At 36.8% G+C, this 24,670-nt stretch carries 23 protein-coding genes and 1 pseudogene; 16 read left to right on the top strand and 8 right to left on the bottom strand.

Translation table 11 applies throughout. The features are described from left to right. Positions 1 to 180: 180 nt before the first annotated feature. Positions 181 to 660: a DUF4293 domain-containing protein gene (locus BELBA_RS01160; protein WP_014770919.1), complete on the bottom strand. Its 480-nt coding sequence runs from the start codon at positions 658 to 660 to the stop codon at positions 181 to 183. 107 nt (positions 661 to 767) lie between these two features. On the opposite strand from BELBA_RS01160, the gene truA reads away from it, so the two are divergent. The 7 genes and pseudogenes from truA to BELBA_RS01125 all read left to right on the top strand — a co-directional run bounded on the left by truA (position 768) and on the right by BELBA_RS01125 (position 7,461). Beyond that, on the top strand, positions 768 to 1,520 hold the full coding sequence (truA, locus tag BELBA_RS01155; RefSeq protein WP_014770918.1) for a tRNA pseudouridine(38-40) synthase TruA: 753 nt from the start codon (positions 768 to 770) through the stop codon (positions 1,518 to 1,520). 12 nt (positions 1,521 to 1,532) lie between these two features. Next, complete coding sequence (locus tag BELBA_RS01150; protein ID WP_014770917.1) at positions 1,533 to 3,305, top strand: ABC transporter ATP-binding protein; 1,773 nt, start codon at positions 1,533 to 1,535, stop codon at positions 3,303 to 3,305. A 161-nt stretch (positions 3,306 to 3,466) separates the two neighbouring features. Further along, positions 3,467 to 4,045, top strand: coding sequence for a hypothetical protein (locus tag BELBA_RS01145; RefSeq protein WP_014770916.1), 579 nt, complete (start codon positions 3,467 to 3,469; stop codon positions 4,043 to 4,045). A gap of 1 nt (position 4,046) precedes the next feature. After that, positions 4,047 to 4,559 (top strand): GyrI-like domain-containing protein, encoded by a 513-nt coding sequence (locus BELBA_RS01140; protein WP_014770915.1) that lies wholly within the window; start codon positions 4,047 to 4,049, stop codon positions 4,557 to 4,559. Between the two features lie 116 nt (positions 4,560 to 4,675). Further along, positions 4,676 to 5,218, top strand: a complete 543-nt coding sequence (locus BELBA_RS01135) for a hypothetical protein (protein WP_014770914.1) — start codon at positions 4,676 to 4,678, stop codon at positions 5,216 to 5,218. 99 nt (positions 5,219 to 5,317) lie between these two features. Further along, positions 5,318 to 6,343 carry a uroporphyrinogen decarboxylase gene (gene hemE / locus BELBA_RS01130; protein ID WP_014770913.1) on the top strand — a complete coding sequence of 342 codons (1,026 nt, stop codon included), beginning with the start codon at positions 5,318 to 5,320 and terminating at the stop codon, positions 6,341 to 6,343. A 359-nt stretch (positions 6,344 to 6,702) separates the two neighbouring features. Next, positions 6,703 to 7,461: pseudogene (locus BELBA_RS01125) on the top strand (DUF6733 family protein). 49 nt (positions 7,462 to 7,510) lie between these two features. Here the strand turns inward: BELBA_RS01125 and BELBA_RS01120 are convergent. Further along, the gene (locus tag BELBA_RS01120) at positions 7,511 to 8,314 is read right to left on the bottom strand and encodes an MOSC domain-containing protein (protein ID WP_014770912.1); all 804 of its coding nucleotides are present in this window, start codon (positions 8,312 to 8,314) and stop codon (positions 7,511 to 7,513) included. Positions 8,315 to 8,821: 507 nt separating this feature from the next. Here BELBA_RS01120 and dnaK point away from each other — a divergent pair. Further along, positions 8,822 to 10,738, top strand: a complete 1,917-nt coding sequence (gene dnaK, locus BELBA_RS01110; protein WP_014770910.1) for a molecular chaperone DnaK — start codon at positions 8,822 to 8,824, stop codon at positions 10,736 to 10,738. 449 nt (positions 10,739 to 11,187) lie between these two features. Here dnaK and hemB read toward each other — a convergent pair whose 3' ends face one another. The 4 genes from hemB to BELBA_RS01090 all read right to left on the bottom strand — a co-directional run bounded on the left by hemB (position 11,188) and on the right by BELBA_RS01090 (position 14,932). Continuing rightward, positions 11,188 to 12,159, bottom strand: a complete 972-nt coding sequence (gene hemB / locus BELBA_RS01105) for a porphobilinogen synthase (RefSeq protein ID WP_041779458.1) — start codon at positions 12,157 to 12,159, stop codon at positions 11,188 to 11,190. Between the two features lie 29 nt (positions 12,160 to 12,188). After that, a complete protein-coding gene (locus BELBA_RS01100; protein WP_014770908.1) occupies positions 12,189 to 12,695 on the bottom strand; it encodes a TlpA family protein disulfide reductase in 507 nt (168 codons plus the stop codon). 110 nt (positions 12,696 to 12,805) lie between these two features. Beyond that, the gene (locus BELBA_RS01095; protein WP_014770907.1) at positions 12,806 to 14,017 is read right to left on the bottom strand and encodes a porin; all 1,212 of its coding nucleotides are present in this window, start codon (positions 14,015 to 14,017) and stop codon (positions 12,806 to 12,808) included. 264 nt (positions 14,018 to 14,281) lie between these two features. Beyond that, positions 14,282 to 14,932, bottom strand: coding sequence for an HAD family hydrolase (locus BELBA_RS01090; protein WP_014770906.1), 651 nt, complete (start codon positions 14,930 to 14,932; stop codon positions 14,282 to 14,284). Between the two features lie 202 nt (positions 14,933 to 15,134). On the opposite strand from BELBA_RS01090, the gene BELBA_RS01085 reads away from it, so the two are divergent. Further along, positions 15,135 to 16,283: a hypothetical protein gene (locus tag BELBA_RS01085; RefSeq protein ID WP_014770905.1), complete on the top strand. Its 1,149-nt coding sequence runs from the start codon at positions 15,135 to 15,137 to the stop codon at positions 16,281 to 16,283. Between the two features lie 118 nt (positions 16,284 to 16,401). Here BELBA_RS01085 and rocD read toward each other — a convergent pair whose 3' ends face one another. Next, on the bottom strand, positions 16,402 to 17,679 hold the full coding sequence (rocD, locus tag BELBA_RS01080; protein ID WP_014770904.1) for an ornithine--oxo-acid transaminase: 1,278 nt from the start codon (positions 17,677 to 17,679) through the stop codon (positions 16,402 to 16,404). Positions 17,680 to 17,768: 89 nt separating this feature from the next. On the opposite strand from rocD, the gene BELBA_RS19810 reads away from it, so the two are divergent. From BELBA_RS19810 to ftsY, 5 genes are all read left to right on the top strand, one after another. Further along, positions 17,769 to 17,936: a C1orf53 family protein gene (locus BELBA_RS19810; RefSeq protein ID WP_014770903.1), complete on the top strand. Its 168-nt coding sequence runs from the start codon at positions 17,769 to 17,771 to the stop codon at positions 17,934 to 17,936. A 316-nt stretch (positions 17,937 to 18,252) separates the two neighbouring features. Beyond that, positions 18,253 to 18,495, top strand: coding sequence for a 50S ribosomal protein L28 (rpmB, locus tag BELBA_RS01075; protein WP_014770902.1), 243 nt, complete (start codon positions 18,253 to 18,255; stop codon positions 18,493 to 18,495). Between the two features lie 31 nt (positions 18,496 to 18,526). Next, entirely contained in the window at positions 18,527 to 18,709 is a 183-nt protein-coding gene (rpmG, locus tag BELBA_RS01070) for a 50S ribosomal protein L33 (protein ID WP_014770901.1), read from the top strand. Between the two features lie 42 nt (positions 18,710 to 18,751). Next, entirely contained in the window at positions 18,752 to 18,904 is a 153-nt protein-coding gene (locus tag BELBA_RS19215; RefSeq protein WP_014770900.1) for a DUF4295 domain-containing protein, read from the top strand. Positions 18,905 to 18,993: 89 nt separating this feature from the next. Next, positions 18,994 to 19,953: a signal recognition particle-docking protein FtsY gene (gene ftsY / locus BELBA_RS01065; protein WP_014770899.1), complete on the top strand. Its 960-nt coding sequence runs from the start codon at positions 18,994 to 18,996 to the stop codon at positions 19,951 to 19,953. Between the two features lie 75 nt (positions 19,954 to 20,028). Here ftsY and BELBA_RS01060 read toward each other — a convergent pair whose 3' ends face one another. Beyond that, positions 20,029 to 22,035 (bottom strand): alpha-ketoacid dehydrogenase subunit alpha/beta, encoded by a 2,007-nt coding sequence (locus tag BELBA_RS01060; protein ID WP_014770898.1) that lies wholly within the window; start codon positions 22,033 to 22,035, stop codon positions 20,029 to 20,031. 103 nt (positions 22,036 to 22,138) lie between these two features. Between BELBA_RS01060 and BELBA_RS01055 the strand changes: the two genes are divergently transcribed. Together BELBA_RS01055 and rimO are read left to right on the top strand one after the other, a co-directional pair. Further along, entirely contained in the window at positions 22,139 to 22,696 is a 558-nt protein-coding gene (locus tag BELBA_RS01055) for a helix-turn-helix domain-containing protein (RefSeq protein ID WP_014770897.1), read from the top strand. Between the two features lie 623 nt (positions 22,697 to 23,319). Beyond that, positions 23,320 to 24,636 carry a 30S ribosomal protein S12 methylthiotransferase RimO gene (rimO, locus tag BELBA_RS01050; protein ID WP_014770896.1) on the top strand — a complete coding sequence of 439 codons (1,317 nt, stop codon included), beginning with the start codon at positions 23,320 to 23,322 and terminating at the stop codon, positions 24,634 to 24,636. Positions 24,637 to 24,670 lie beyond the last annotated feature (34 nt).

The following is a 24,670-nucleotide window of genomic DNA, read 5'->3' as shown; positions in this document are numbered from 1 at the left end:
ATATCTTTAAGTTTCACTTGAAATTAAAGGTAAGTTAATTTGAGAACTCACTCAAATAAAAAAGCCGAAAAGAAACTTGAACTTCTTTTCGGCATTTTTTAAGAAAGCAATAAGGTTCACTCTAAGAACTCTTTTTTATCAAATAAACCATTGTAATTAAGAGTAATCTCAAATAAATATTTATCTGATTCTATCCACAGATCTTACTAGCATTTCATCTTTTCTGATGAACCTGTTGGCAAGGAGATTCATGATCATTCCTCCAAATATGGCCCAAAATCCTAATACAAAAGCACCATTTACTTCAGGATTGAAACTGGCGTTTGCTTGATGACTTGTCCAAATAATCAGAGCAAGTGTCACCACCATGACAATAGAGTTGATCATATTGAGAAACATCTGCTTTGTTCTGTTTTTATATTGTGTCAAGCTAAATAGCGCCAAAGCTGCTGCTACTATGGCTAATATTCCCAAATAAATATTTCCATCAGACTGAATTATTTCTTGAGTTTGGATGTCAATTTTGTCAAGACTCCAAGCAGAAAGTGTTAGCATCATGCTTTGGTCAGGATTCACTTGCTGCCAAATAGGGAAGCTTGTTACTAAAATCATTGCAATAGCAACTAGAAACAGAAATACGGTTTGAATTCTTTGTATCATGTTATTTTTAAATTTTGACAAAGAAACAGGGTAATTTCATGAATCGCAAGGATTAGTCATTTTGGCATTTAATTTTGAATGGGAATGGTATCTTTGCAACCGTTACAATGGATATAAAAAGATACTTTCTAGAAATTGCCTATAAAGGCACAAATTACCACGGTTGGCAAACACAGAAGAATGCTGTTTCTGTTCAAGGTGCGATTGAAAATGCGCTTTCAATTCTTCTTAAAACCCCCATTATTATCATGGGTTCAGGAAGAACAGACACTGGCGTTCATGCTACACAGCAGTTTGCACATTTTGATTTTGAGGGGGAATTGAATCAGTTTGGTTTTCTCAAGAAAATAAATTCACTACTTCCCAAAGATATAGCCGTATATTCACTTCGGGAAGTGAAACATGAAGCTCACGCTAGGTTTTCTGCCACCATTAGAAGTTATGTTTATAAAATAACAACAAGGAAAACTCCATTTGAGGAAGAATTGTCTTGGCATTATTTTCGGGAATTGGAAATACAAAAAATGAATGAAGCTGCTCGTTTGCTTTTAGACCATGAAGATTTTCAATGTTTTTCTAGAGTCAAAACAGACGTCAATCATTTTGGTTGTAAAATAAAAGAGGCTTACTGGGAACAAATTGATCACGAATTGTTATTTCATATAACGTCTAATAGATTTTTGCGAGGAATGGTAAGGGCAATTGTGGGGACTTTGACAGATGTTGGTGAAGGGAAGCTTTCTACAGCCAAGTTTAAGTCTATTTTAGAAAGTAAAAATAGAGATCAAGCAAGCTCTTCGGCACCAGCTAGAGGTTTGTTTTTGTGCAAAGTACACTATCCTCAGGATATTTTCATTTAAATAAAATTCAACTTGAGCCTCGAACAAGAAAATGTAAAAAGTGGTGAAATCCTTGACACGAAGGTGTTGAAAAAACTTTATGAGTTTATTCAACCTTATAAAGTTAAGTTTTACCTACTCATATTTTTAACTTTGGCGCTGGCAATACTAGCTCCGACAAGACCCTATTTTATACAAATAGCTATAGATGATTATGTGGCTTTAGGAGATAGGGCAGGATTAATTCAAATCATCTATCTGCTGGTAGGCTTGATGATTCTTCAAGCTTTTGTTCAATTTGTCCATACTTACCTTTCTGGATGGATTGGTCAGGTGATCATTAGAGATATTAGAATAAAGCTTTATAGACATTTGTTGAAAATGAGACTAAAGTTTTTTGATAATACCCCAATAGGAAGGTTGGTAACAAGAAATGTGTCTGATATAGAGACTTTAGCAGATGTTTTTAGTGAGGGCTTGGCTGCGATCATAGGTGATTTATTGCAGTTGGTTACGATTTTGGCAGTTATGTTTTATATTGACTGGCAGCTTACATTGGTGAGTTTGTGTACACTCCCTTTTTTGATCATATCGACTTACGTTTTCAAAGAGAAAATTAAAGTAGCTTTCAATGACGTAAGGAATGCAGTCTCTAATCTAAATTCATTTTTACAAGAACATATTACTGGGATGAATATTGTGCAGATATTCAATCGTGAAAATAGAGAATATGAAAAATTTAAAGAAATCAATATAGACCACAAAAAAGCACACGTAAGATCAGTTTTATATTATTCTATTTATTTCCCCGTCGCTGAAATTATCCAAGCTTTTGGAATTGGTTTAGTCGTTTGGTATGGCGCGACAGGTGTTTTTGATTTGGAAATTCAAGTTGGAGTGTTGATTTCTTTTATTATGTACTTGCAACTTTTTTTCCGACCAATCAGAATGATAGCGGATAGATTCAATACCCTTCAGCTAGGAGTAGTGAGTTCTTCAAGAATTTTTAAATTGCTTGATAGCAAAGAAAATATAGCAAATGAAGGCAGTTTTAACCCTGAAAAAATCAAAGGCAATATCTCTTTAAAAGATGTTTGGTTTGCATATAATGATGAAGAATACGTTTTGAAAAACATCAATTTCGAAGTCAAACATGGTGAAACTATCGCATTGGTAGGTGCAACTGGGGCGGGGAAATCATCGATCATCAATTTGATAAGTAGATTTTATGAAATCAATAAAGGATCAATTCAGATTGATGGGACTGATGTAAAAGACTTTGAACTGGGTACATTGAGAAGGCATATAGGAGTGGTTTTGCAAGATGTGTTTTTGTTTTCAGACACGATTTATTATAACATTACTTTAGGAAATCCAGATATCAGTAGAGAACAAGTCATGCATGCTGCTAAATTGGTGGGTGCGAAGAAATTTATTGAGCGTCTGCCAGGCGGTTTAGATTATAATGTGATGGAGCGTGGAGCTACACTCTCTGTTGGCCAAAGACAGTTGATATCCTTTGTTCGTGCGATGGTTTATAACCCTGAAATTATCATTTTGGATGAAGCTACATCATCAGTAGATACAGAGACAGAAGAATTGATTCAGAAGGCAATTGATAAAATGATGACAGGCAGAACATCGATTGTCATAGCACATAGATTATCTACAATTCAAAAGGCCACTAAAATTATTGTACTACATCAAGGTGAAATCAAAGAGATAGGAACGCATGAAGCCTTGTTAGAGTTAGATGGCTATTATGCTAACCTTCACAAAATGCAAATGAAATCCATGGTGATTTAAGAGAGTGATTAGTGAATAGTTGATTCAGTTTTTAAAGAACAGATCAAAAGCGTTTTAAAATATATTTTATAAGAAAATAGTCAGAATAAAATTAAATGGGCAACAGCGGATTGTATGCTTACGTTAAAGTTTGAAATACTGAACTAATAAATGAATAAAAAGTGAAAAAGTTACTGATTTTTGCCATAATGTTGGCGCCAATTTTTGCAAATGCTCAAGAAGATGGAGTAGGATTAAGGTTGGGAGAGCCATTATCAATTACTTACAAAAAATTTCTCGATGACAATATTGCCATTGAGGGGATGTTTGGTAGAGCAGGGATTAATAGCAATCAATATTATCAAAGATCTTTTTATAATAATAGGCCTTCTCCAAATGCTTTTTATACAAGTCATAGTACAGGTAGCTCTTTTGCCTTTAATCTTAGAGGTGCTTATCACGAAGATATTACGGATGATTTGAACATTGAAGTAGGTTATTTTCTTGCATATGCTGGGGCTGGTATACAATTGAGATCAACAAGAGTAGATTATGCATATACGGACGGGGCTGCAGGAATACTTTTAAGAGATAGTAGAAGAAATATTGACTTCGGGCCTGAGCTTTTCGGAGGTGGAGAGTATTATTTTGATGATATTCCGATTAGTGTATTTGCAGAAATAGGAATGTTTGTCGAGTTATTGGATAGGTTTGGGCATCTGAAATTACAAGGTGGCCTAGGAGTTAGGTATTTATTCTAAGATGAAAAAGTGGGTTATTGGGATTGTTATCCTTCTTTTTTTGCTTGCAATTGGCGTTTTTCAATTCAATAGATTAGGAGGGTTTAAAGAAATTGAAATTGAATCGGTTACTTCGTTTAATCTGAATTTGCAGGGCTTAACCTATAGAGGAACGCCCCAAGATGATAAATTGGGGCAAACTTTTGAGCAAATTGGGAGATTAGCAAAGGAGAAAAAAATCCCGCTTTACACTATTTATTCTGTAGAACCCGCAGGGAAATTAGATACTATGGAAGTTTTTGTTGGAGTGGAATTAGAAGAAATCATCCCTGATCTTGAAGTGAAATCATTTCAATTAGATCAAGTGATTTTAGCAAAAATAAATGCGCATAAATTTGTGATGCCTGGCCCTAATAAGGTGAAAAGTAAAATGATTGATTTCTCTAAAACGCTGAGCCTCAAATCTCCAACTACTTTTATTGATAAAATTATCTCCACTAATGAAGTTCATGTAATCGGAATTGTAGAAGACTAAATTGATTTTGCTAAAATTATTGATACAGTTTTAGCAAATAGGTTTTTAAGAGTTGAAAAAAACTTTATCTTCTCTAAGTTCGTCTTAAATTATTATTCACCTTAACTCACATTATTATGAAAAATCTGATGAAAGTATTGTTGGTACTTGGTTTAGGTACCTTTTTTGCCTGTGAAGGCCCTCCAGGCCCTCCTGGATTAGATGGTAGAGATGGATTAGATGGTATAAATATTCTTGGGGAGGTTTTTGAGGAAGAAAATATAAATTTCAATGCTGCCAATGGGTTTAGATCAGATTTTTATGAATTTAACCCTCCTATGGAGCCAAGTGATAAATTGTTGGCATTTATACTTTGGGATGTAGTAGACGGCACGGATGTATGGAGAGCACTACCTCAAACAAATTTTGATTTTCAAGAAGGGATATTTTCATATACTTATTATTTCACTAGGTTTGGTTTTAGCTTTGCCATGGAAGGGAATTTTAATTTAGGGATTTTACCTCCTGAATATACTTCTAATCAGATCTTTAGAGTCGTAATCTTTCCTGCGGATTTCGCATCTTCCAACGCTCGGGTAAACTTAGATGATTACGATGCAGTTATGGAAATGCTCAATAAGTCAGAATCAGATGTTGTCAAACTTCAGCCTAAAAAATAGTTTGTAAGAAGCCTCCCTGTGAGGCTTTTTTCTTTTTAGTCTATTTTGAATTTTTCTCCGTATATCACAAAATAAAATTTCCTACCTTATCTTTGCCCCATGCAATTGAAAAACGACTTACTTATAAGGGCCGCCAAAGGCGAACCCGTTGAGAGAACTCCAGTATGGTTAATGAGACAAGCTGGAAGAATACTACCAGAATATAGAGCCGTAAGAGATAGTGTAAGCGGTTTTATTGAATTGGCTCAAACTCCAGAATTGGCTGCTGAAGTAACTATTCAGCCCGTGGATTTACTAGGAGTAGATGCAGCGATTATTTTTTCGGATATTTTAGTTATTCCCGAAGCCATGGGATTGCCTTACGAAATGGTCGAAAAAAGGGGACCTTGGTTTCCAAAAGTAGTGAGTTCAGCTTCAGATTTGGGAAAATTAAGGATTGCTGATGGAGTAGATGATCTCAGCTATGTGATCGAAGCAATCAGAATTACGAAGAAAGCTTTGAATGGTAGAGTGCCTTTGATCGGTTTTGCAGGAGCGCCATGGACGATATTTGCCTATATGATAGAAGGTTCGGGTAGTAAGACTTTTTCAAAAGCTAGGGCCATGTTATATAAAGAGCCGGTTTTATCCCATCAGTTGCTTCAAATGATTACGGATAGTACTATCAATTATCTCAAAGCACAAATAGCGGCAGGGGTCAATCTTGTGCAACTTTTTGATAGTTGGGCAGGAATTCTTCCTCCAAATCATTATGAAGAGTTTTCTTTAAAATATATCTCCCAGATCTGCGATGCGGTCACGGAAGTCCCAAAAACTGTTTTTGCTAAAGGTGCATTTTTCGCAAGAGAACAAATGGGGAAATTGAATTGTGAGACAATTGGCCTTGATTGGAATATGGGGATTTCAGAATCTAGGAAGATGATTGGAGCAAACAAAACGCTCCAAGGGAATCTTGATCCAGCAGCGCTGTATGGCACAGACAAAGAAGTAGAAGCGGCTACTATCATGATGCTTGATCAGTTCAAAGGAACTAGGCATATTGCTAATTTGGGTCATGGTGTCTATCCTGATATCAATCCCGAAATGGTCAAAGTATTTATAGAGACAGTGAAGGCTTATAAGTAAACCTTGATTTAGAAAGTTGTTGAGTGAGATTAGATATTAGAAAAAAGAAATAAAAGACAAGAAAAAAGAAGAAATACAATCTCAAATAAGATAAATTAAAAAGCTCCAAGGGTTACTTGGGGCTTTTTTTATAACTTTTTACGAGCCATTACGAATTTGTTTGCATAATTATCAATTGATTTCTTTAAAAATTCTGCAATAAATGATTGAATTGGTTGAAAATTGTATCATAAAAATGAATTAATATTTCATTTTTTTTAATAGTAGTTAAATTTATTACCATAAATCATTCATAATACATTAAAAATGTTTTTTGAGGGTTTATTTCAAACCTATTTCTAACAAAACCTATCAAACAAATGAAAAACAGATTTACTTCTATGATCACAAAGACATTTGTAATGACAATGCTTTGTGCAGCTCTAACTTATTCTCCATCGTTTGCTCAAGAGGAGGATGATAAATTCAGCATGACTGTAACGCTCAACTCAGATCAGTTTTTTGGATTTTATCCTTTTTTCTCAGGTTCTTACAATCTCAATGAAAAAGTTGATTTAACCTTTTACGGGATTCTTTGGTCGGGTTGAACTGGTGGAGTGCAAGGAACAGGAGGAGGCTGGGGGAACTGGACTGAATTTGGTGTCGGAGTCGGGTTTGAACCTGCTGAAGGTATCAGTGTAAGTCCTCAAATTGGTATCACGGGTGGTAACTTACTTTCTTCTGGAGCAGCTGGGCCGTCAATCTTTGGTGATGGTATTGTTCCAAATTTGACTATTGGTATCGACAAAGCAAAAACAGAGGGCGAGATTTATGCAGGATTTTATGCGCCATTTAGAAATGAAGCACCTGTAAATGGTACAACTTTATCTTTTCTTCACTATTGGGTGAATTATGGGTTTAAAGCATCAGACTTTCTTTCTATAGGAGCTCATTATGAGCATTTAATCAATACAGGAGGATCAAATGTGGAGAGTTCTACAGACTTTTATCAATGGTTAGGTCCATATATTCAGTTTAGCAAGCCATCAGGTGGTGCATTCGCAAGATTGGCTTTTGGTACTGACTTAGTAGAGGGAAATGATTCCTTTTTCAAAGTCACTACAGGATTTAGCTTCTAAAAATTAAAGATTCTGAAATAAAAACTCACTTTGAATAAAGGGTGAGTTTTTATTTCAATTTTATCGTTTTCAATGAATCACCAATTTTCACTTTTACCCCTTTCAACAACAACATATTCTGCCCAAACATGACCTTTCCATCAACCGTTCTATAAGTAGCCAATGTCCTTAGCGGCTCTTTGCTTTTGCTTGCGTCATCTTGGTTTATTGTGGTCATGACGCAGCGTGCACAAGGTTTTGTGATTTTGAAAAGGGCATCTCCAATTTGGATTTCTTCCCAAGTATCTTCAATAAACTCTTCTCCACCTTCAAATACAAAATTCGGTCTAAACCTGTCCATCGGAACTGGATTTTCTAGTTTCGCATTCAAATCGATCAAGGAAGATTGCCCGATTAGTAAATAAGGCATCCCATCTGCAAAACTTACAGATTCCCCATTAACAGCATATTTTTCTTTTAACTTTCTCTGAGTACTATCAGGCATAATGACCAAGTCACAAGGCATTTCAAGTTGCTCAGAAAACCATTTGCTGATATTTTCATCCACCAATTGAGCCTCGATAGTATCTTCCCAAATGGTTACTGATTTTCTTAAGGTGCTTTTTGGCTCAAAAGGAATTGAAATGTTGATTTCACTATTATTTTTGTCAGTCACAACTAGACCATCTGAGTTGAGGCTTACTTGTAGAAGAGCCATTTTTGGAAAAGTTCTTTGGGATAAAAACATACCAGACTCGTCCACCAGCATCCATCTTCTGTCATATCGAATTCCTTTTTCTTCTAAAATTGCTTCAGTCAAACTGATGCCGCTCAAAGATTTGATCGGGTATATATAAATGCCGCTTAAATGCATGTTGATAGAATGAAGTAAATAAGTCTAAAATTACAATCTTTTAAATCTTTCCGGGATTTCTGGGGAAAAGAATCTAGTGAATATTTTCTGAAACTGATTTTCTTGTTCCATTTTCAAAAATTCTATTGGATTAATGATTCTACTTAAAAAATTACTTTGTGAAGGTTCATAAGAAAAAAACAAAACAGTCATCAGACAGATTACAAAGGCAAATCCCCATCTTAATCTCTCTATTTTACGTTTTTTTAAATTACTTTGAACCATAATACTAAGATACGGATATTCATAAAATGGTTGCATAGGAATTTATATTATGTTCAATCGCTAGCAATTTTTGTCATAAATTTTGTATAATTTAAGAAAATGATGTCAGGTTTGTACTTTTGATCTGACAAATCAAACTGACAATCTGACGTAATTTTTTACTGTAAGACCCTTGGCACAACCCTTGTCAATAGGTGAATTGTAGTTTAAATTCTGTAATCAAAATAATAAAAATATAATATCATGGGAAAAATCATAGGTATAGACTTGGGTACTACGAACTCTTGTGTTGCTGTAATGGAAGGTAACGAGCCGGTGGTGATCCAAAACTCAGAAGGTAGAAGAACAACTCCTTCTATCGTAGCATTCTTGGACAATGGAAATGGAGAGAGAAAAGTAGGGGATCCTGCCAAGCGTCAGGCCATCACTAACCCTGCCAATACCATTTCTTCTGTTAAGAGATTTATGGGTAAGAAGTTCTCTGAAGTTTCTGAGGAGAAAAAACACGCTTCTTACAAAGTAGAACAAGGAACCAATGACACTGTAGCTGTAAAAATCGGTGACAGATCATATACTCCACAAGAACTTTCTGCGATGATTCTTCAGAAAATGAAGAGCACTGCGGAGGATTTCTTAGGGCAAGAAGTGACTGAAGCTGTCATCACTGTGCCAGCTTACTTCAACGATGCAGAGCGTCAGGCTACCAAAGAAGCTGGGCAGATTGCAGGTCTTGAAGTGAAGAGGATCATCAATGAGCCTACGGCAGCAGCCTTGGCTTATGGCATGGACAAGAAAAACCAAGATATGAAGATCGCAGTGTATGACCTTGGTGGTGGTACATTTGACGTGTCTATCTTGGAATTGGGTGATGGCGTATTCGAAGTGAAATCTACCAATGGTGATGTCCACCTCGGTGGTGATGACTTTGACCAAGTGATCATCAACTGGCTTGCCGACGAGTTCAAGTCAGAAGAACAAATCGATCTAAGACAAGATCCAATGGCACTTCAAAGATTGAAAGAAGCTGCTGAAAAAGCTAAAATCGAATTATCAAGCTCTTCTTCAACAGAAATCAACTTGCCATACATCACTGCAACGCAGTCTGGTCCTAAGCACTTGGTGAGAACCTTGAGCAGAGCAAAATTTGAGCAGCTTTCAGAGGATTTGGTAAGAAGGTCTATGGAGCCTTGTAAAAAAGCACTTCAGGATGCGGGACTTTCTGCCTCTGATATCGATGAAGTCATCTTGGTAGGTGGTTCTACAAGGATTCCTAAGATTCAAGAGGAAGTGGAGAAGTTCTTCGGCAAGAAGCCATCTAAAGGCGTAAACCCAGATGAAGTAGTGGCAATCGGTGCAGCGATCCAAGGTGGTGTTTTGACTGGTGAAGTGAAGGATGTACTTCTTTTGGATGTGACGCCTCTTTCATTGGGGATAGAGACCATGGGCGGTGTGTTTACCAAATTGATCGAAGCTAACACAACCATTCCTTCCAAGAAGTCTGAGGTGTTCTCTACCGCTGCTGACAATCAGCCGGCTGTTGATATCCATGTATTGCAAGGAGAAAGACCTTTGGCTAAGGATAATAGAACGATTGGTAGATTCCAATTGACAGATATTCCACCAGCACAAAGGGGTGTTCCTCAAATCGAAGTGACATTCGATATTGATGCAAACGGTATCCTTAATGTATCTGCAAAAGATAAAGGAACTGGTAAAGAGCAAAAAATCAAGATCGAAGCTTCTTCAGGATTGTCTCAAGACGATATCGAAAGAATGAAGAGAGAAGCAGAAGCAAATGCTGCTACTGACAAAGCTGAGAAAGAAAAAATCGAGAAACTCAATGGAGCAGATAGCTTGATCTTCCAGACAGAGAAGCAGTTGAAGGAATATGGTGAGAAGTTGTCAGAAGGCAATAAATCCAATATCTCTGCAGCTCTGGAAACCTTGAAAACTGCACATCAGTCTCAAGACTTGGCAGGAATCGATGCTGCTATGGAAGGCTTGAACAAGGCTTGGGAAGCTGCTTCTCAAGAAATCTACAATGCTACGCAAGGTGCAGGAGCTCAAGCAGGCCCTGATGCTAGCGCTGGTGGATCTGCCGAAGCTGGGGACAGTGTGTCAGATGTAGATTACGAAGAAGTATCTGAAGATAAAAAATAAGCTAGTTTAGCTTTTAGTAAATAAAAAAGGCACCTGTATTTGATATGGGTGCCTTTTTTTTGACATGAGAAAAAAGACACAAGACACAAGAATCACTAGCTCTAGAGAGCCTATAGTATTTCATGGATTGTGTCACCTCGACGCTAGGAGAGGTCTCGTTCTAACAAAGTGTATTTGAGATATAAGAAACAAGATGTAGGATATGAGAATTCTGGAAAATCGAGTATATGTTTTCAATTGCCTCCTGCTTTAACTGGAGACCTAAAAAATAGACCAAAATTAGTAAGGAGGCTTTAGCCAAAAAATTACTAGAATCTAAAGGGGTTTGGCTAAAGCCTTAAATCAATAAATATCTTACTCAGTGGATGGGCTAAAGCACCATCCCGATTGATAATTTCAAAACCTTCTAATTTTCCAATCAGCTGCGGCGGACAATTTTTTCCAATATTTCAATCTCTCGCTATCAAGGCATACTCCTTTGCAAAATAACTTAAAATCACATTCGCTCCAGCGCGTTTGATGCTGAGGAGGGACTCTAGCATGGCTCTTTCTCCGTCTAGCCATCCTCTTTCTGCAGAGGCTTTGATCATGGCATATTCTCCGCTGACATTGTACGCTGCGATGGGTAAATTGGAATTGTCTTTCAATAGTCGGATCACATCTAAATATGCTAGTGCAGGTTTGACCATTAAGAAATCAGCTCCTTCTTCTGTATCCAAATCTGCCTCAATCATCGCTTCATAATAGTTGGCAGAATCCATTTGGTAAGTTTTTTTATCTCCGGACTTTGGAGCAGAATCAAGAGCATCTCTAAATGGACCATAAAAAGCAGATGCATATTTGGCGGTGTAGGACATTATTGATACATCTGTGTAGCCATTTTCATCCAAGACATTTCTGATAAAGCCAACTCTTCCATCCATCATATCAGAAGGGCCTAGAATATCTGCTCCGGCATGAGCCTGTGCAAGCGACATCTTTCCCAAGATCTCCAAAGTTTCATCATTAAGAATTTTGCCATTTTCCACCAAGCCATCATGGCCATCTGAACTATAAGGATCCATAGCCACATCAGTCATCACCACGATCTCGGGAAAAGTAGTCTTGATTTTATGGATGGCTTTGAGGTAAAAGGTCTCAGGGTTGTGGCTTTCTGTAGCGTACTTGTCTTTTTTGCTTTCAGGGTATGCAGGGAAAATATCAAAAGCCATGATCCCCAAATTGACACAGTCTTCGATCTCTTTCAGCATGAGATCCAAGGAGTATCTGTAGATGCCTGGCATGGAAGCTACTTCTACCTTTTGATTGACACCATCGATCAAAAACATCGGGAAAATAAAGTCTTTTACAGAAAGCCTCGTTTCTTCCACCATGTTTCTGATGGCTTGAGACTTTCTATTCCTTCTTGGTCTTCTTTGCATAACTGAACTTGTTTCCTGCAAAGTTAACATTATTTGGCGGAAGCCTGTTTGTCCAAGAAGGTCTTAATTTTTTGAATATTTGCAGGAGATGCACCTATGAAGACTTGTTCAACATCGCCGTCTTTGTTGATTAAAATGTGTATTGGAATGGCAGTGCCACCTCTTTGCTTGTCTTGTGCCTTGAGTAAATTGATGCTTCGTGTGTCGCCAAAACTTATTTCATAATCAAATTGAAAATCAGGTCTTCTTTTGAGGAAGGATTTGTATGTATTCATTGTTTCGTTTGAAAATGCCAAAAACCTTACATTTCTATTTTTGTATTCTTGGACGAGCTCGTTCATTTCTGGTATTTCTTTGATACATGGTCCACACCAAGTTGCCCAAATATTAATTACTGCCGCCTCCCCAGGAGAAAGTTCAGCAATGGCTTTATTCTTCTTCAAAGTATCATTCAATTGATCTTTGAAATTGTTAGTGTCATTTACTCCGGTGTTAACCAAAAGGAGATAAGTGAAAAATGTTAAGATGATTTTCATAGATGTGATTTATTTTTATTCACTAAATATATAAGCTTAGTTTGAAAAATAAAAAAAGCAGATGACTTTGTCTCCTGCTTTTAATCATATAAATACTAAACTTTGTTTTTTTAGAAATTGATCTGTGCTTGTAATCTCAATAAAGATCCTTTTTGCCGATTGTCTGGATTGAGTGAATTCTCAAAAGTTCTATCTGAAATGGTATACATGGTTACCAATTCAAAGTTTTTATGTGGCTGCCATTCTACACCTATTTCGAGTTCTTTCACCCGATATTTTGTTGCGTCTAGTTCATGTTTTTTCCCACCTTTGTAATAATGGTATCTTGTAAATGGTATAAAAATATCCTTTCCTTTTTTCAAGAAATAAGAAGCTAATACATAGCCACCTTCCAAAGGAGCATCATTTACGGTGTTAGTTTCTGGATCATATTCAGGGCCTCTTCCCCAATTGAATTCAGCTTGAATACCAAAAGGTTGTGGATAGAGTATAAAACTTGGTCCATATCGATATTCTCTAAATTCTGTTTGATCAAAGTTAGTTAAAGGATTTCTATTGATCACGAATTTACCAGTATATCCTTGAAAGGAAGTTTCGAAAATTTGACCCGATGGCAATTCAAAAGGATAGGTAAGTCTTGAAACTACGTGCAGTGAATTGTTTTTATCCGCTTGATTGGCGGTCTGTCCGTTATATAAGCCTAAGCCAAAAACACCATAATCGCCCGAACCTTTGAGTCCAGATGAAACTAGGTAGCTAAACCTTTTTCTTACAACAGAAGGCGCATAATAAAACATTACACCTATATCCCGTTCGTTTGCTACAGCTGAATTGAGGCCATCATTTCGGTCAAGTGGGATTCTGTTTTGACTAGATTGCAAATTTTCAAATCCAAAAGGTACTTTACTTTGGCCAATTCTTAATCTGAATTCTTGTTTTGTATCAAGTCCAAGATCAAAATAAGCATCTCGAATCTGGGCAAAATTATTTCCTCCTGAAGCTAAATCAGGTTGAATGTAGAAGTAAACTCTTTCATGGATTTGTCCATAAAAAACGAGTCTAATTCTACGGAAAAAGAAACCACCATTTTCTCCCCATGATCTATCACATTGATCACATTTGAGTTCAGGGTTTGTTTCAAATAATCTGTTATACCGCAATTGGGCATAGCCACGCAACTGAATGGACTCAAACCATCCTTTTTTCAAAGGAGTTTGAGTGGCTTCTGTCGCGGTAGAGTCTCTTTGGATGTCCCTTGCAAAAACATCCTTGGAGAAGACCATCGATCCGAGGATGATGATCATAGCGATTTTGATTCGCATACCGGAAAGTATTTTTAAATAAGAATATTGTACAGCGCCACAAAGGTGAGGAGCTAATATTTCTTTATGATGATGTAGAAATTAATTATTTGTTATGTAGCAGAGGGCATGAAAAGTGAAAAAATGATGAAATTCAAGATAAATCATTCGTATTCAATAGAAACAAGCTGAATAAGCTTGTTTCTATTGTTATCTAAATGTTAAGAAAATTGCAATGTTAAGTTTAGGACAAAAAATTGTTAAGTGATTTTGTGAAATTCCTTATCAAAATAGGCTTGTCACTTCTTTTAAATTTAGATCTAGATAGTTTTCAATATAAAGATCACAAGGAGGCAGTTCTTCTTTGGTGTGCGAAGATAATACACCGACTACTTTCATGCCAGCATTCAAAGCAGCGGAAACACCTGAGAAAGAGTCCTCAAATACGATGCAGTTTTCTGGCAAGACGCCAAGATTTTCAGCAGATTTAAGATAAACTTCTGGGTCAGGCTTGTGCTTGCTTACATGTTCACTGGCCAATACGGATTCCATCTTGTCTAATAATGATAGCTTTCCAGCGATCAGTTCAAGATTGGCTAAAGGTGCTGAAGTAGCTACTCCTGTAAGGAGTTTGTTAGATTTTAATTGATTCAGAAATTCCATAAAGCCACCGATTGGATTGACTTGTTTTGCATAGATTTCTCTGAATAAGCTTTCTTTTTCATCTTCTAGTTGTAACAATTCTTCACCTACTATTTCTCTACCAAAAAAATGACTCATGATATAGGAGTTGCTTTTACCATACATGTGGTCTGCAAATTCCGATTCTGTTGGATACATATTTCTTTTAGCAAAAAATGATTTGAAGGCTTGTGAGTGAAAAGGATTGGTATGACAGATGACTCCGTCCATATCGAAAATAATTGCTTTTTGCATGGAATTATAGGTTTTGATCTTATCAACTCGCAAAGGTAAAGCTTACAATCGGAATGTCACAGGATGTTTCTGAATTTGGTGATTGTTAAAGAATTTTAAAAACTGGGTTCTAGTAAATTTTTCCAATATTATTACATCATGAATTAAGTTTTTGAATTCTCAATGATTGTTTTAATTTCTTTATTTCAAACCCTCAATAGCCTTGAAGTCAATTCTGAAACTGTTTATAGCTACTTTATTTATTCATTCTACTTTTGGGTCAGAAGTTGATTATGTATTAATGCCTCTTGACCATAATGATGTCAATAGTGTTAAGATTAAAGGTGAATATTTATTTAAAGATGGTTTTGACTCCCGCAAAAAGACAGTCGTAGTCATGTCAGATGGCTTGGATAGATGTTTTACAAATCACTTTCAGCAACTTGGTTTTTCTGATAAATACAATGTTGTTTATTTTTTAGGTAGGTCAGGTTCTGATGAGATTAGTAGGCTAGTAAACTATAATGGGCAAACAAACTGGTCCAATGCCTACAAATGGTTGAACCTAGATCAGCAAGCAAAGGATTTAGAATTGTTTAGAAATGAGGTTTTGGGAGGTGAGAATTTCCATTTGTTTTCATATCCTAGTGCCTCAGGTATAGCACTTCATTACTTAAGTGTTTTTCCAAATCAGGTAAGTAAAGTATTAGCTATCAATCCTCTTCTTTTTGATTTGCAGAAGAATATGAATTTTCGTCCTTTTGAAATCGCAATTAGTGAGTTTTCACAAGATTTCATAAATGAAAAGTGGATGAAGTTTGCTTGGTATATGGGGCGGGAGAAGCCTCTTTACGAAGGTAAGATTGAAAGGAATGATATTCTATCTAAGATCTACCAGTTTAATTTATGGGGGTTCTTAATTCCTGATGTACCTGAAGTTAAATCTCTGAGTCTTGCTGTGAAGGTTCGTCTTTTTGAACATAGTAGAAATTATCTATATGACTTTGATGAATCCAAGCCTACTCCTAAAGTAGTCAAATGGATGAAGAAAAGTAGCAAGGAAGTTTGGGATGCTTTTGATCGGCAGCCGTCTCGGTTCATAGGGATGCATTATGATTTGCTTACACGGTTTACAGGGGAAATGATGATAGTCTGTTCTAGTCAAAATTTAATAATCAACCCAAAAACATTTGAAGGCTTAGCAGAATTTATCCAGAACCCTACCATGCTCTATATTAACGATGCCCATGCGTTACAGAAGTTTTATGGGCAAGCAGAATGGCCATTAGTTATACAAAGCTTTTTTGATAACGATGTACAAGGGAAAATCCAAGCCTTCAAAAACCTTCAAACCAAAGGATTGATTCATTAAAAAAGGAATGCAATGGATTTAAATTCCATAAACATTCCTTTTTAATTTTTTCTGGATATTTCGATATTATTTCAGCCTTATATCTATTGCATTTCTACGTTATTCAATGTAGGAAGATTTATTTTTTATCAAACTCCTTTACAACTTTCTCTATAATATCACAGCACTCATGCAATTGTTCTTCGGTCATCACTAAAGGTGGGGCAAAACGGATAATATTACCATGGGTTGGTTTGGCTAATAGACCATTGTCCTTAAGTGCTACACACATATCCCAAGCTGTAGAGCTGTCTTCGGAGTCGTTGACGACCACTGCATTGAGTAACCCTTTTCCTCTTACCAATTTCAATATGTTGTATTTATCCACAAGAATTTGCATCCTTTGACGGAAGATCTTTCCAAGTTTCCGTGCATTCAAGGCTAGTTTTTCGTCTCTAACTACTTCTAAGGCAGTCATGGCAACTTTTGCGCCTAGAGGATTTCCACCAAAAGTAGAGCCATGTTGACCTGGTTTGATCACATTCATGATGTCATTATTGGCAAGCACAGCAGAGACTGGATAGAATCCGCCAGAAATAGCTTTGCCTAAGATCAGCATGTCGGGTTGTGTATAACTTGTTTGTTTTTCACAGTTTGCCTCGCAGGTGCAGTTTCCACAAACGGCAAGTAAAGAACCTGTTCTTGCAATACCTGTTTGGATTTCATCAGCGATGAAAAGAACATTTTTGGCTTTGCAGGCTTCAGATGCTTTTCGGATAAAATCCTCAGCCGGAGTAAATACACCAGCTTCACCTTGAATAGGTTCTACGAGGAAAGCCACCACATTCTTATTTTCTAATGCTTTTTCCAATGCAGGAATGTCATCATAAGGAATTTTAACAAATCCAGGTGTGTATGGACCAAAATTCTTTCTTGCATTTTCATCGTTTGAAAAGGAAATGACGGTAGTCGTTCTGCCATGGAAGTTGTTTTCAGCAACGATGATTACAGCTTCGTTTTCAGTAACTCCCTTTTTCTCGTATCCCCATTTTCTTGCGATTTTGAGGGCTGTTTCCACGCCTTCTGCACCAGTATTCATGGGTAGCACTTTGTCAAAGCCAAAGTATTCTGTGATGTATTTTTCAAAAGGGCCAAGCACATCATTGAAAAATGCACGAGAAGTCAAAGTCAATGTGCCAGCCTGCTCGATCAGGGCATCTTTGATCCTAGGGTGGCAATGCCCTTGATTGACTGCTGAGTAAGCAGAAAGAAAATCATAGTACTTTTTGCCTTCTACATCCCATAGAAACACGCCTTCACCCTTGCTCAATACCACTGGCAGTGGATGGTAATTGTGCGCTCCATATTTATCTTCCAGCTCGATTGCTTGTTTACTTGAGTTTATTGTTTCCATCATAATATTTATATTTTTGCCGCTATATTTATAGAAGTGCAAACATGTAAGTGTAATATTACAAATATAACAAAAGCCTCAGATGATATAGTATGAATTCAAAAAAGAAGCCCACAGAACCAATGAAGTTGATGCCAGGAGATTATTATCTCAATGAGAATGGGATGATGGTCTTCACAGCACAATATCATTTAAGAAGGGGGTATTGCTGTGATAGTGGCTGTAAGCATTGTCCGTATAAGGATGAGTTGAAAGGTTAAATATTGTAAAGTTAGCTTTAAGGTAAAAGGGAATTTGTTTTGAATTCTTTGAATATGATGCAATGCTTTGTACATTTTCATAAAAATTAACCTCTGCGCAAGGAGTTTCATCTCTTAAATGTTCTCCACGCTAGCTTTTAATTTCTAGCCTCTCAATTGTTCAGTCTATTATCTCATATCTTAATATCTCTCCTAATCATCCACATTTTTAAAACTTTACGGAATTATTTTGAAGTTCACTTTTGGTAATTCATTAAAAACTCCGATATTTGCAGACTCAATTATAAAAACGTCTTAAATAATACGATCATATATCATGGCAAAAGTTTGTGACATCACCGGTAAAAGACCTCAAGTAGGTAATAATGTATCGCATGCGAACAACAAGACCAAGCGTAAATTCCTTCCAAACTTACATAAGAAATCATTTTATGTGCCTGAAGAAGATGCTTGGATCACTTTGAAAGTCTGTTCGAAGGCTTTGAGAACCATCAATAAGAATGGTATCAGCTCAGTATTGAAAAAAGCTCAGAACGAGGGTTTCATCATCATTAAATAATTAGAATTACTCTTTATAAATAATCAGAGCTATGGCTAAGAAAGGTAACAGAGTACAAGTGATTATGGAATGTACAGAGCACAAAGCTTCTGGTGTTCCAGGTACTTCAAGATACATCACAACAAAAAACCGTAAGAATACAACTGAGAGATTGGAATTGAAAAAATTCAACCCTATCTTGAAAAAAGTAACGGTTCACAAGGAAATTAAATAATCAAGGAATACTGTCGAAAGACTTTATATAAACCTCACAGATATGGCTAAGAAAGTAGTAGCAACCCTAAAAAAAGAAGGTGGCGTAACATATGCTAAGGTAATCAAGGCTGTTAAGTCTGAAAAAACTGGTGCTTATACCTTCAGAGAAGAAATGGTTCCAACCACTATGGTTCAGGATACCTTGAAGAAATAATATTTTGCACTTAGTTGCAAACTAAAGTCCCTCTGAGTAAGACTCAAGAGGGACTTTTTTATTATATTCGGGTTCAAATTGTAAAAATTATGGGAATTTTCGGTTTTTTCTCCAAAGAGAAAAAGGAAAGTCTTGACCAAGGACTTCAAAAATCTAGTGAAAATATTTTTTCAAGACTCGGTAAGGCTGTTGTGGGTAAATCCAAAGTTGATGAGGAAATTCTAGATGAACTCGAAGAGATTCTGATCACTTCAGATGTTGGAGTGGATACCACAATCAAGATAATCAGAAGAATTGAAGCTCGGGTATCTCGAGATAAATATGTTAATACTGCTGAATTAGATCTTATCCTAAGAGAGGAAGTAATTGGCTTGCTTGAAGAAAATCAGAGTGTAGATTTAGCTGACTTTGATCTTCCTGCTGATAAAAAACCTTATGTCATTATGGTGGTAGGTGTCAATGGTGTAGGGAAGACTACAACTATTGGTAAACTCGCTCATCAGTTTAAGCAAGCTGGAAAATCCGTCGTATTAGGTGCTGCGGATACTTTCAGGGCAGCTGCGGTAGATCAATTGATTCTTTGGGGTAAACGTGTCGATGTGCCTGTGATTTCTCATGGTATGAATACCGATCCTGCTTCCGTAGCTTTTGATACAGTAAAAAAGGCTGTAGAAATGAATGCTGATGTGGTTATCGTAGATACTGCTGGTAGATTGCACACCAAAGTCAACTTAATGAACGAGCTGACCAAAATCAAAAGGGTTATGCAAAAGTTTATTGAAGATGCCCCTCATGAAATACTCCTTGTTTTAGATGGCTCTACTGGTCAAAATGCTTTTTTACAAGCCAAAGAATTTACTAAAGCTACTGATATCAATGCCTTGGCAATTACCAAACTTGATGGTACAGCAAAAGGAGGAGTGGTCATAGGTATTTCAGATCAATTCAAAATCCCAGTGAAATACATTGGAGTAGGTGAGAAAATGACGGATTTACAAGTCTTTAATAGAAAGGAATTTGTTGATTCCTTATTCAAAAAGAAAAAATAAAGAATTCAATTTTTGTTAGATTATGTGATTAAAATTCAGGTTCTAATCACATAATCTTTCCTTTTTATCTTTATTTCAATATTTTTTGAGCTTCAATAGCTTCTCTTTAAAGCGGTCAACTGGAAGAAAATTCTTCTCTAAATTTGGTGCAAATGGAATAGGAGTATCTAGACTTCCCTCGCGCAGCACCGGTGCATCAAGTAGCTCAAAACAATGTTCAGAAATCCAAGCACAAATTTCTCCACCAATACCACCTGTCAGACAATCTTCCTGAAGGAAAATTACTTTACCCGTCTTTTGAACAGTTACTTTGACAGCTTCTTTGTCCCACGGAAGTAATGTCCTCAAATCTAGAATGTCTGCATCAATTCCTAGTTCTTCTACAGCAGTTTTAGCCCAATGCACACCCATGCCATAGGTGATGATGGAGAGTTCGTTACCTTCAGCTGCCAAATTGGCTTTCCCAATTTCTATTGTATAATAATCGTCTGGAATACCTGCAGTAATAGATCTGTACAATGCTTTATGCTCAAAATATAAATAAGGATTTGGGTCTTCTAGTGCGGCATTAAGTAAGCCTTTTGCATCATATGGATTAGATGGATAGACAATTTTCAACCCAGGTGTGTGGAAAAACCACGCTTCGTTGGATTGGGAATGAAAAGGGCCTGCTGCAACTCCCGCTCCTGTTGGCATGCGAACGACTACGTCGGCATTTTGTCCCCAACGGTAATGGATTTTTGCAAGGTTGTTTACAATTTGATTGAATCCCACAGAGACAAAGTCGGCAAATTGCATCTCTACCATGGCTTTGTAACCTTTGATCGAAAGTCCTAAACCTGCACCAATTATAGCACTTTCACAAAGTGGGGTGTTTCTCACCCGGTCTGCTCCAAACTTCGCTTTAAAGCCTTCTGTAATTTTGAAAGCTCCCCCATATTCTCCAATGTCCTGTCCCATAAGGATCAAATTGGTGTATTTTTCCATAGACTGACTTAAACCATCTGATATCGCATCAATAAATCGTTTTTCGGATGATGAGTTACTTTGTGGCTCAATGACTTTTTGTTTAAAAGGGAAAAATAGATCCGCCAACTCCTCTTCTGTATTGGCTTTTACTGCCTCTTCTGCAAAAGCAATATCCAATCCTTCATTGATCGCTGATTTGATTTCAGCATTGAATTTTTCTTTTTCCTTTACACTCAAAATACCAGAGTTTAATAAAAACTTTTCGTAATTCTCTACAGGATCTTTGAGCGACCAGGTTTCCATCAGCTCTTTGGGAACATACTTGGTTCCTGAAGCTTCCTCATGTCCTCGCATTCTAAAAGTGATGGCTTCTACGAGAACAGGTCTTGGGTTTTTTCTGATATCTTCTGCCAGATTTTTGATGCAATCGTACATTTCGATCACATTATTGCCATCAACTCTAACCGTCTCCATGCCATAACCCGGCCCTTTTTCAGTGAAATACTGGAATGCAAATTGCTCCTCACTTGGCGTGCTTAACCCATAGCCATTGTGCTCCACAACAAAGATCACAGGAAGTTTCCAAACAGCTGCTACATTCAAACCTTCATGAAAATCACCCTCCGAACTTGCTCCATCACCAGTAAAGACAAGTGTTACTTTTTCCTCTTTGGATAATTTATGTGCCAATCCAATTCCGTCAGCAATAGCCAACTGTGGACCTAGATGTGAAATCATTCCCACTATATGATGTTCTCTACTTCCAAAATGAAAAGAACGATCTCGACCTTTTGTGAAACCTGATTTTTTTCCCTGAAACTGTGCGAATAGCTTTTCTAAAGGAATATCTCTCCCTGTGAAAATCCCCAAGTTTCTATGCATTGGGAGAATGAATTCGTCTTTTTCTAAGGCATTTACAGCTCCAATAGAGATTGCTTCCTGTCCCCAGCCACTAAACCATTTTGATATTTTCCCTTGTCGAAGAAGAATCAACATCTTTTCTTCAATCCGTCTTGGAACCAACAGGGATCTGTAGAGTTGAAGAAGGGTTTCTTCACTGTATCCTTTTCTTTCAAAAATCACTGGTGTGCTAGCTGTAATATTTCTATTCATGATGGGTTTATTTTACGATACCAAAATAGAGTTTATTACTCAATTTTCTGATGATTCTGCTTAGGATATCCTAAGATTCATAATCTTTCAGTAAATTAGATAGATGGAAGAGCTTCAAATCAAAAATATGGTTTGCCCGAGATGCATTATGGCTGTCGAAAATCTACTTTTTGATAAGCACATAGCTTTCGAAAAGGTGGTTTTGGGAAAAGCAATTCTTCTTCAAAAGCCGAGTGAAAAGCAATTAGAAGAGCTTGAGGCTGACTTGATGAGAATGGGCTTTGAGATACTTCAAGATAAAGATGTTCAAAGAATAGAAAAAATAAAAGCTAGTCTACATCAGGTCTTACAGTCCGGAGAGATTCCTTCAGGCTTTAATCTAATGGATTATATCAAATCTATTCTCAATGAAGATTATAGCAAATTGAGTCACCTTTTTAGTAGCATGGAAGGTATTACCATAGAGAAATTTTTTATAGAACTCAAAATTGATAAAGTCAAAGAATGGCTCTTTTATGAAGAAATGAATCTGAGCGAAATTTCCTACAAACTTGATTACAGCTCTGTACAACACCTTTCTTCTCAATTTAAGAAAGTAACTGGAATGACTCCTTCCGATTATAAAAAGATGATCAAAAAAAGTCCGGAGGGTTGGAGGTGAGGATTGGGGATGGTTTAAAAGTTGTAAGGTTTGAAAGTTTGGGGATCGATAGGATTGGTTGACTTTTTTCTTTGTACATCCTACTTGGTACTTGGTACATTTTTAAGATAAAAAGCAAAAGCGTCGATTCACATCGACGCTAAAAAATAATGCAAGGAGTTGAAAAAATGTTCGTTTGCTGTACGAAATCAAAAGTAGAAAGAATCCCTCCTTTAAATGCAAACAAATCATTAAGGATATTTTAATTAAAAGGATAATGATTCTTGGATTGTTAATATTTTCTTAATATTCGATTTGGAGTAAAAAAATCTGGTCTTTTACTTTGGTCATCAGACAACAAATGACGATGTAGTAATGGGCTGTACTCTGTAATAGTTTGTGAACATCTGTATTTTAGGTTTTTAAGATGGGATCTATGGTAGATAGGTTTGTCAATAAAAGGCGAGCAAGGAATACAGCCCTTTGTTACACCTTGGGAAGCGTACCTTTTTATAAGTATTTGATGTGAATAATACCTAGAAAATCGAATACTAATATTTTAATAAATACTATCAAAGAATGATTTTCTGCTAAACCATTCTGTTGTTGTAAAATGCTTACCTTTGCACCAAAGTAAGAAATAAGTGAAAGCGAGAACATTAAAAAAAGACAAGGTCAATATCATCACCATGGGATGCTCCAAGAATTTGGTAGATTCCGAGGTGCTTTTGACCCAACTCAAAGGAAATGGCATCAATGCTAGCCATGAATCGGAAAAGGATGATAATAATATCATCATCAATACTTGTGGTTTTATTGACAATGCTAAGCAAGAGTCTATTGATACAATTTTACAATATGTAGATGCCAAAGAACAAGGTTTGGTTGATAAAGTATATGTGACGGGTTGTCTTTCTCAGCGTTACAAGGATGATTTGGAAAAGGAAATTCCACAAGTAGATGCATTTTTTGGGACGAGAGACTTGCCCGCGATTTTGAAAAAATTCAAAGCAGATTATAAACATGAATTGGTAGGGGAGCGCTTACTGACGCATTCATCGCATTATGCTTATATGAAGATTTCAGAGGGCTGTGACAGACCTTGCTCCTTCTGCGCTATCCCATTAATGCGAGGAGGACATATTTCTAGATCCATCGAAGATCTAGTCAAAGAAGCGGAACATAAGGCTGCCAATGGTACCAAAGAATTGCTTTTGATTGCCCAAGATTCCACCTATTATGGTTTGGATTTGTATAAAAAGAGGAGATTGGCAGATTTGATGCGTGCTTTATCAGATGTGAATGGCATCGATTGGATTCGCTTGCACTATGCTTATCCTACGGGTTTCCCAATGGATGTCATAGATGTGATGAAAGAAAGACCAAATATTTGTAATTACCTCGATATTCCTTTGCAGCATGGATCCACTTCTGTATTGAAAACCATGCGTCGTGGAACGACAAGAGAAAAGCAGGAAGAGCTGATTCACTCTATCAGAGATATTATGCCTGATATTGCTATTCGAACCACCTTGATTGCCGGACATCCGGGTGAAGGAGAAGCTGAGTTTCAAGAAATGGTAGAGTTTGTGGAGAAAATGAAGTTTGAGCGCTTAGGAGTCTTTACGTATTCTCACGAGGAAAATACCCATGCAGGTGCGATGGAAGACATCATCCCGCAGGAAGAAAAACAAGCGAGAGCTAATCATTTGATGGGTATTCAGGAGCAGATTTCTTACGATCTTAATCAAGAGAAAATCGGAAAGACCTTCAAGGTTTTGATTGATAAAAAGGAAGGAGGTCATTTTGTTGGCAGAACAGAATACGACTCAGTCGAAGTCGATAATGAAGTGCTTATTGATGCAGCCAAACATTACTGCAGGGTTGGAGATTTCGTTGATGTCAAAATCACAGACGCTACGGAGTTTGACCTCTATGGAGATGTTCAAGACACACAATAATCAAGGTTTAGAAATCATCACAATTAATTCATAT

The organism is Belliella baltica DSM 15883 (genome assembly GCF_000265405.1).
Taxonomy (GTDB): domain Bacteria; phylum Bacteroidota; class Bacteroidia; order Cytophagales; family Cyclobacteriaceae; genus Belliella; species Belliella baltica.
The sequence above is the reverse complement of the archived record's forward strand: the minus strand, read 5'-3'. Positions and strand labels throughout refer to the sequence as shown.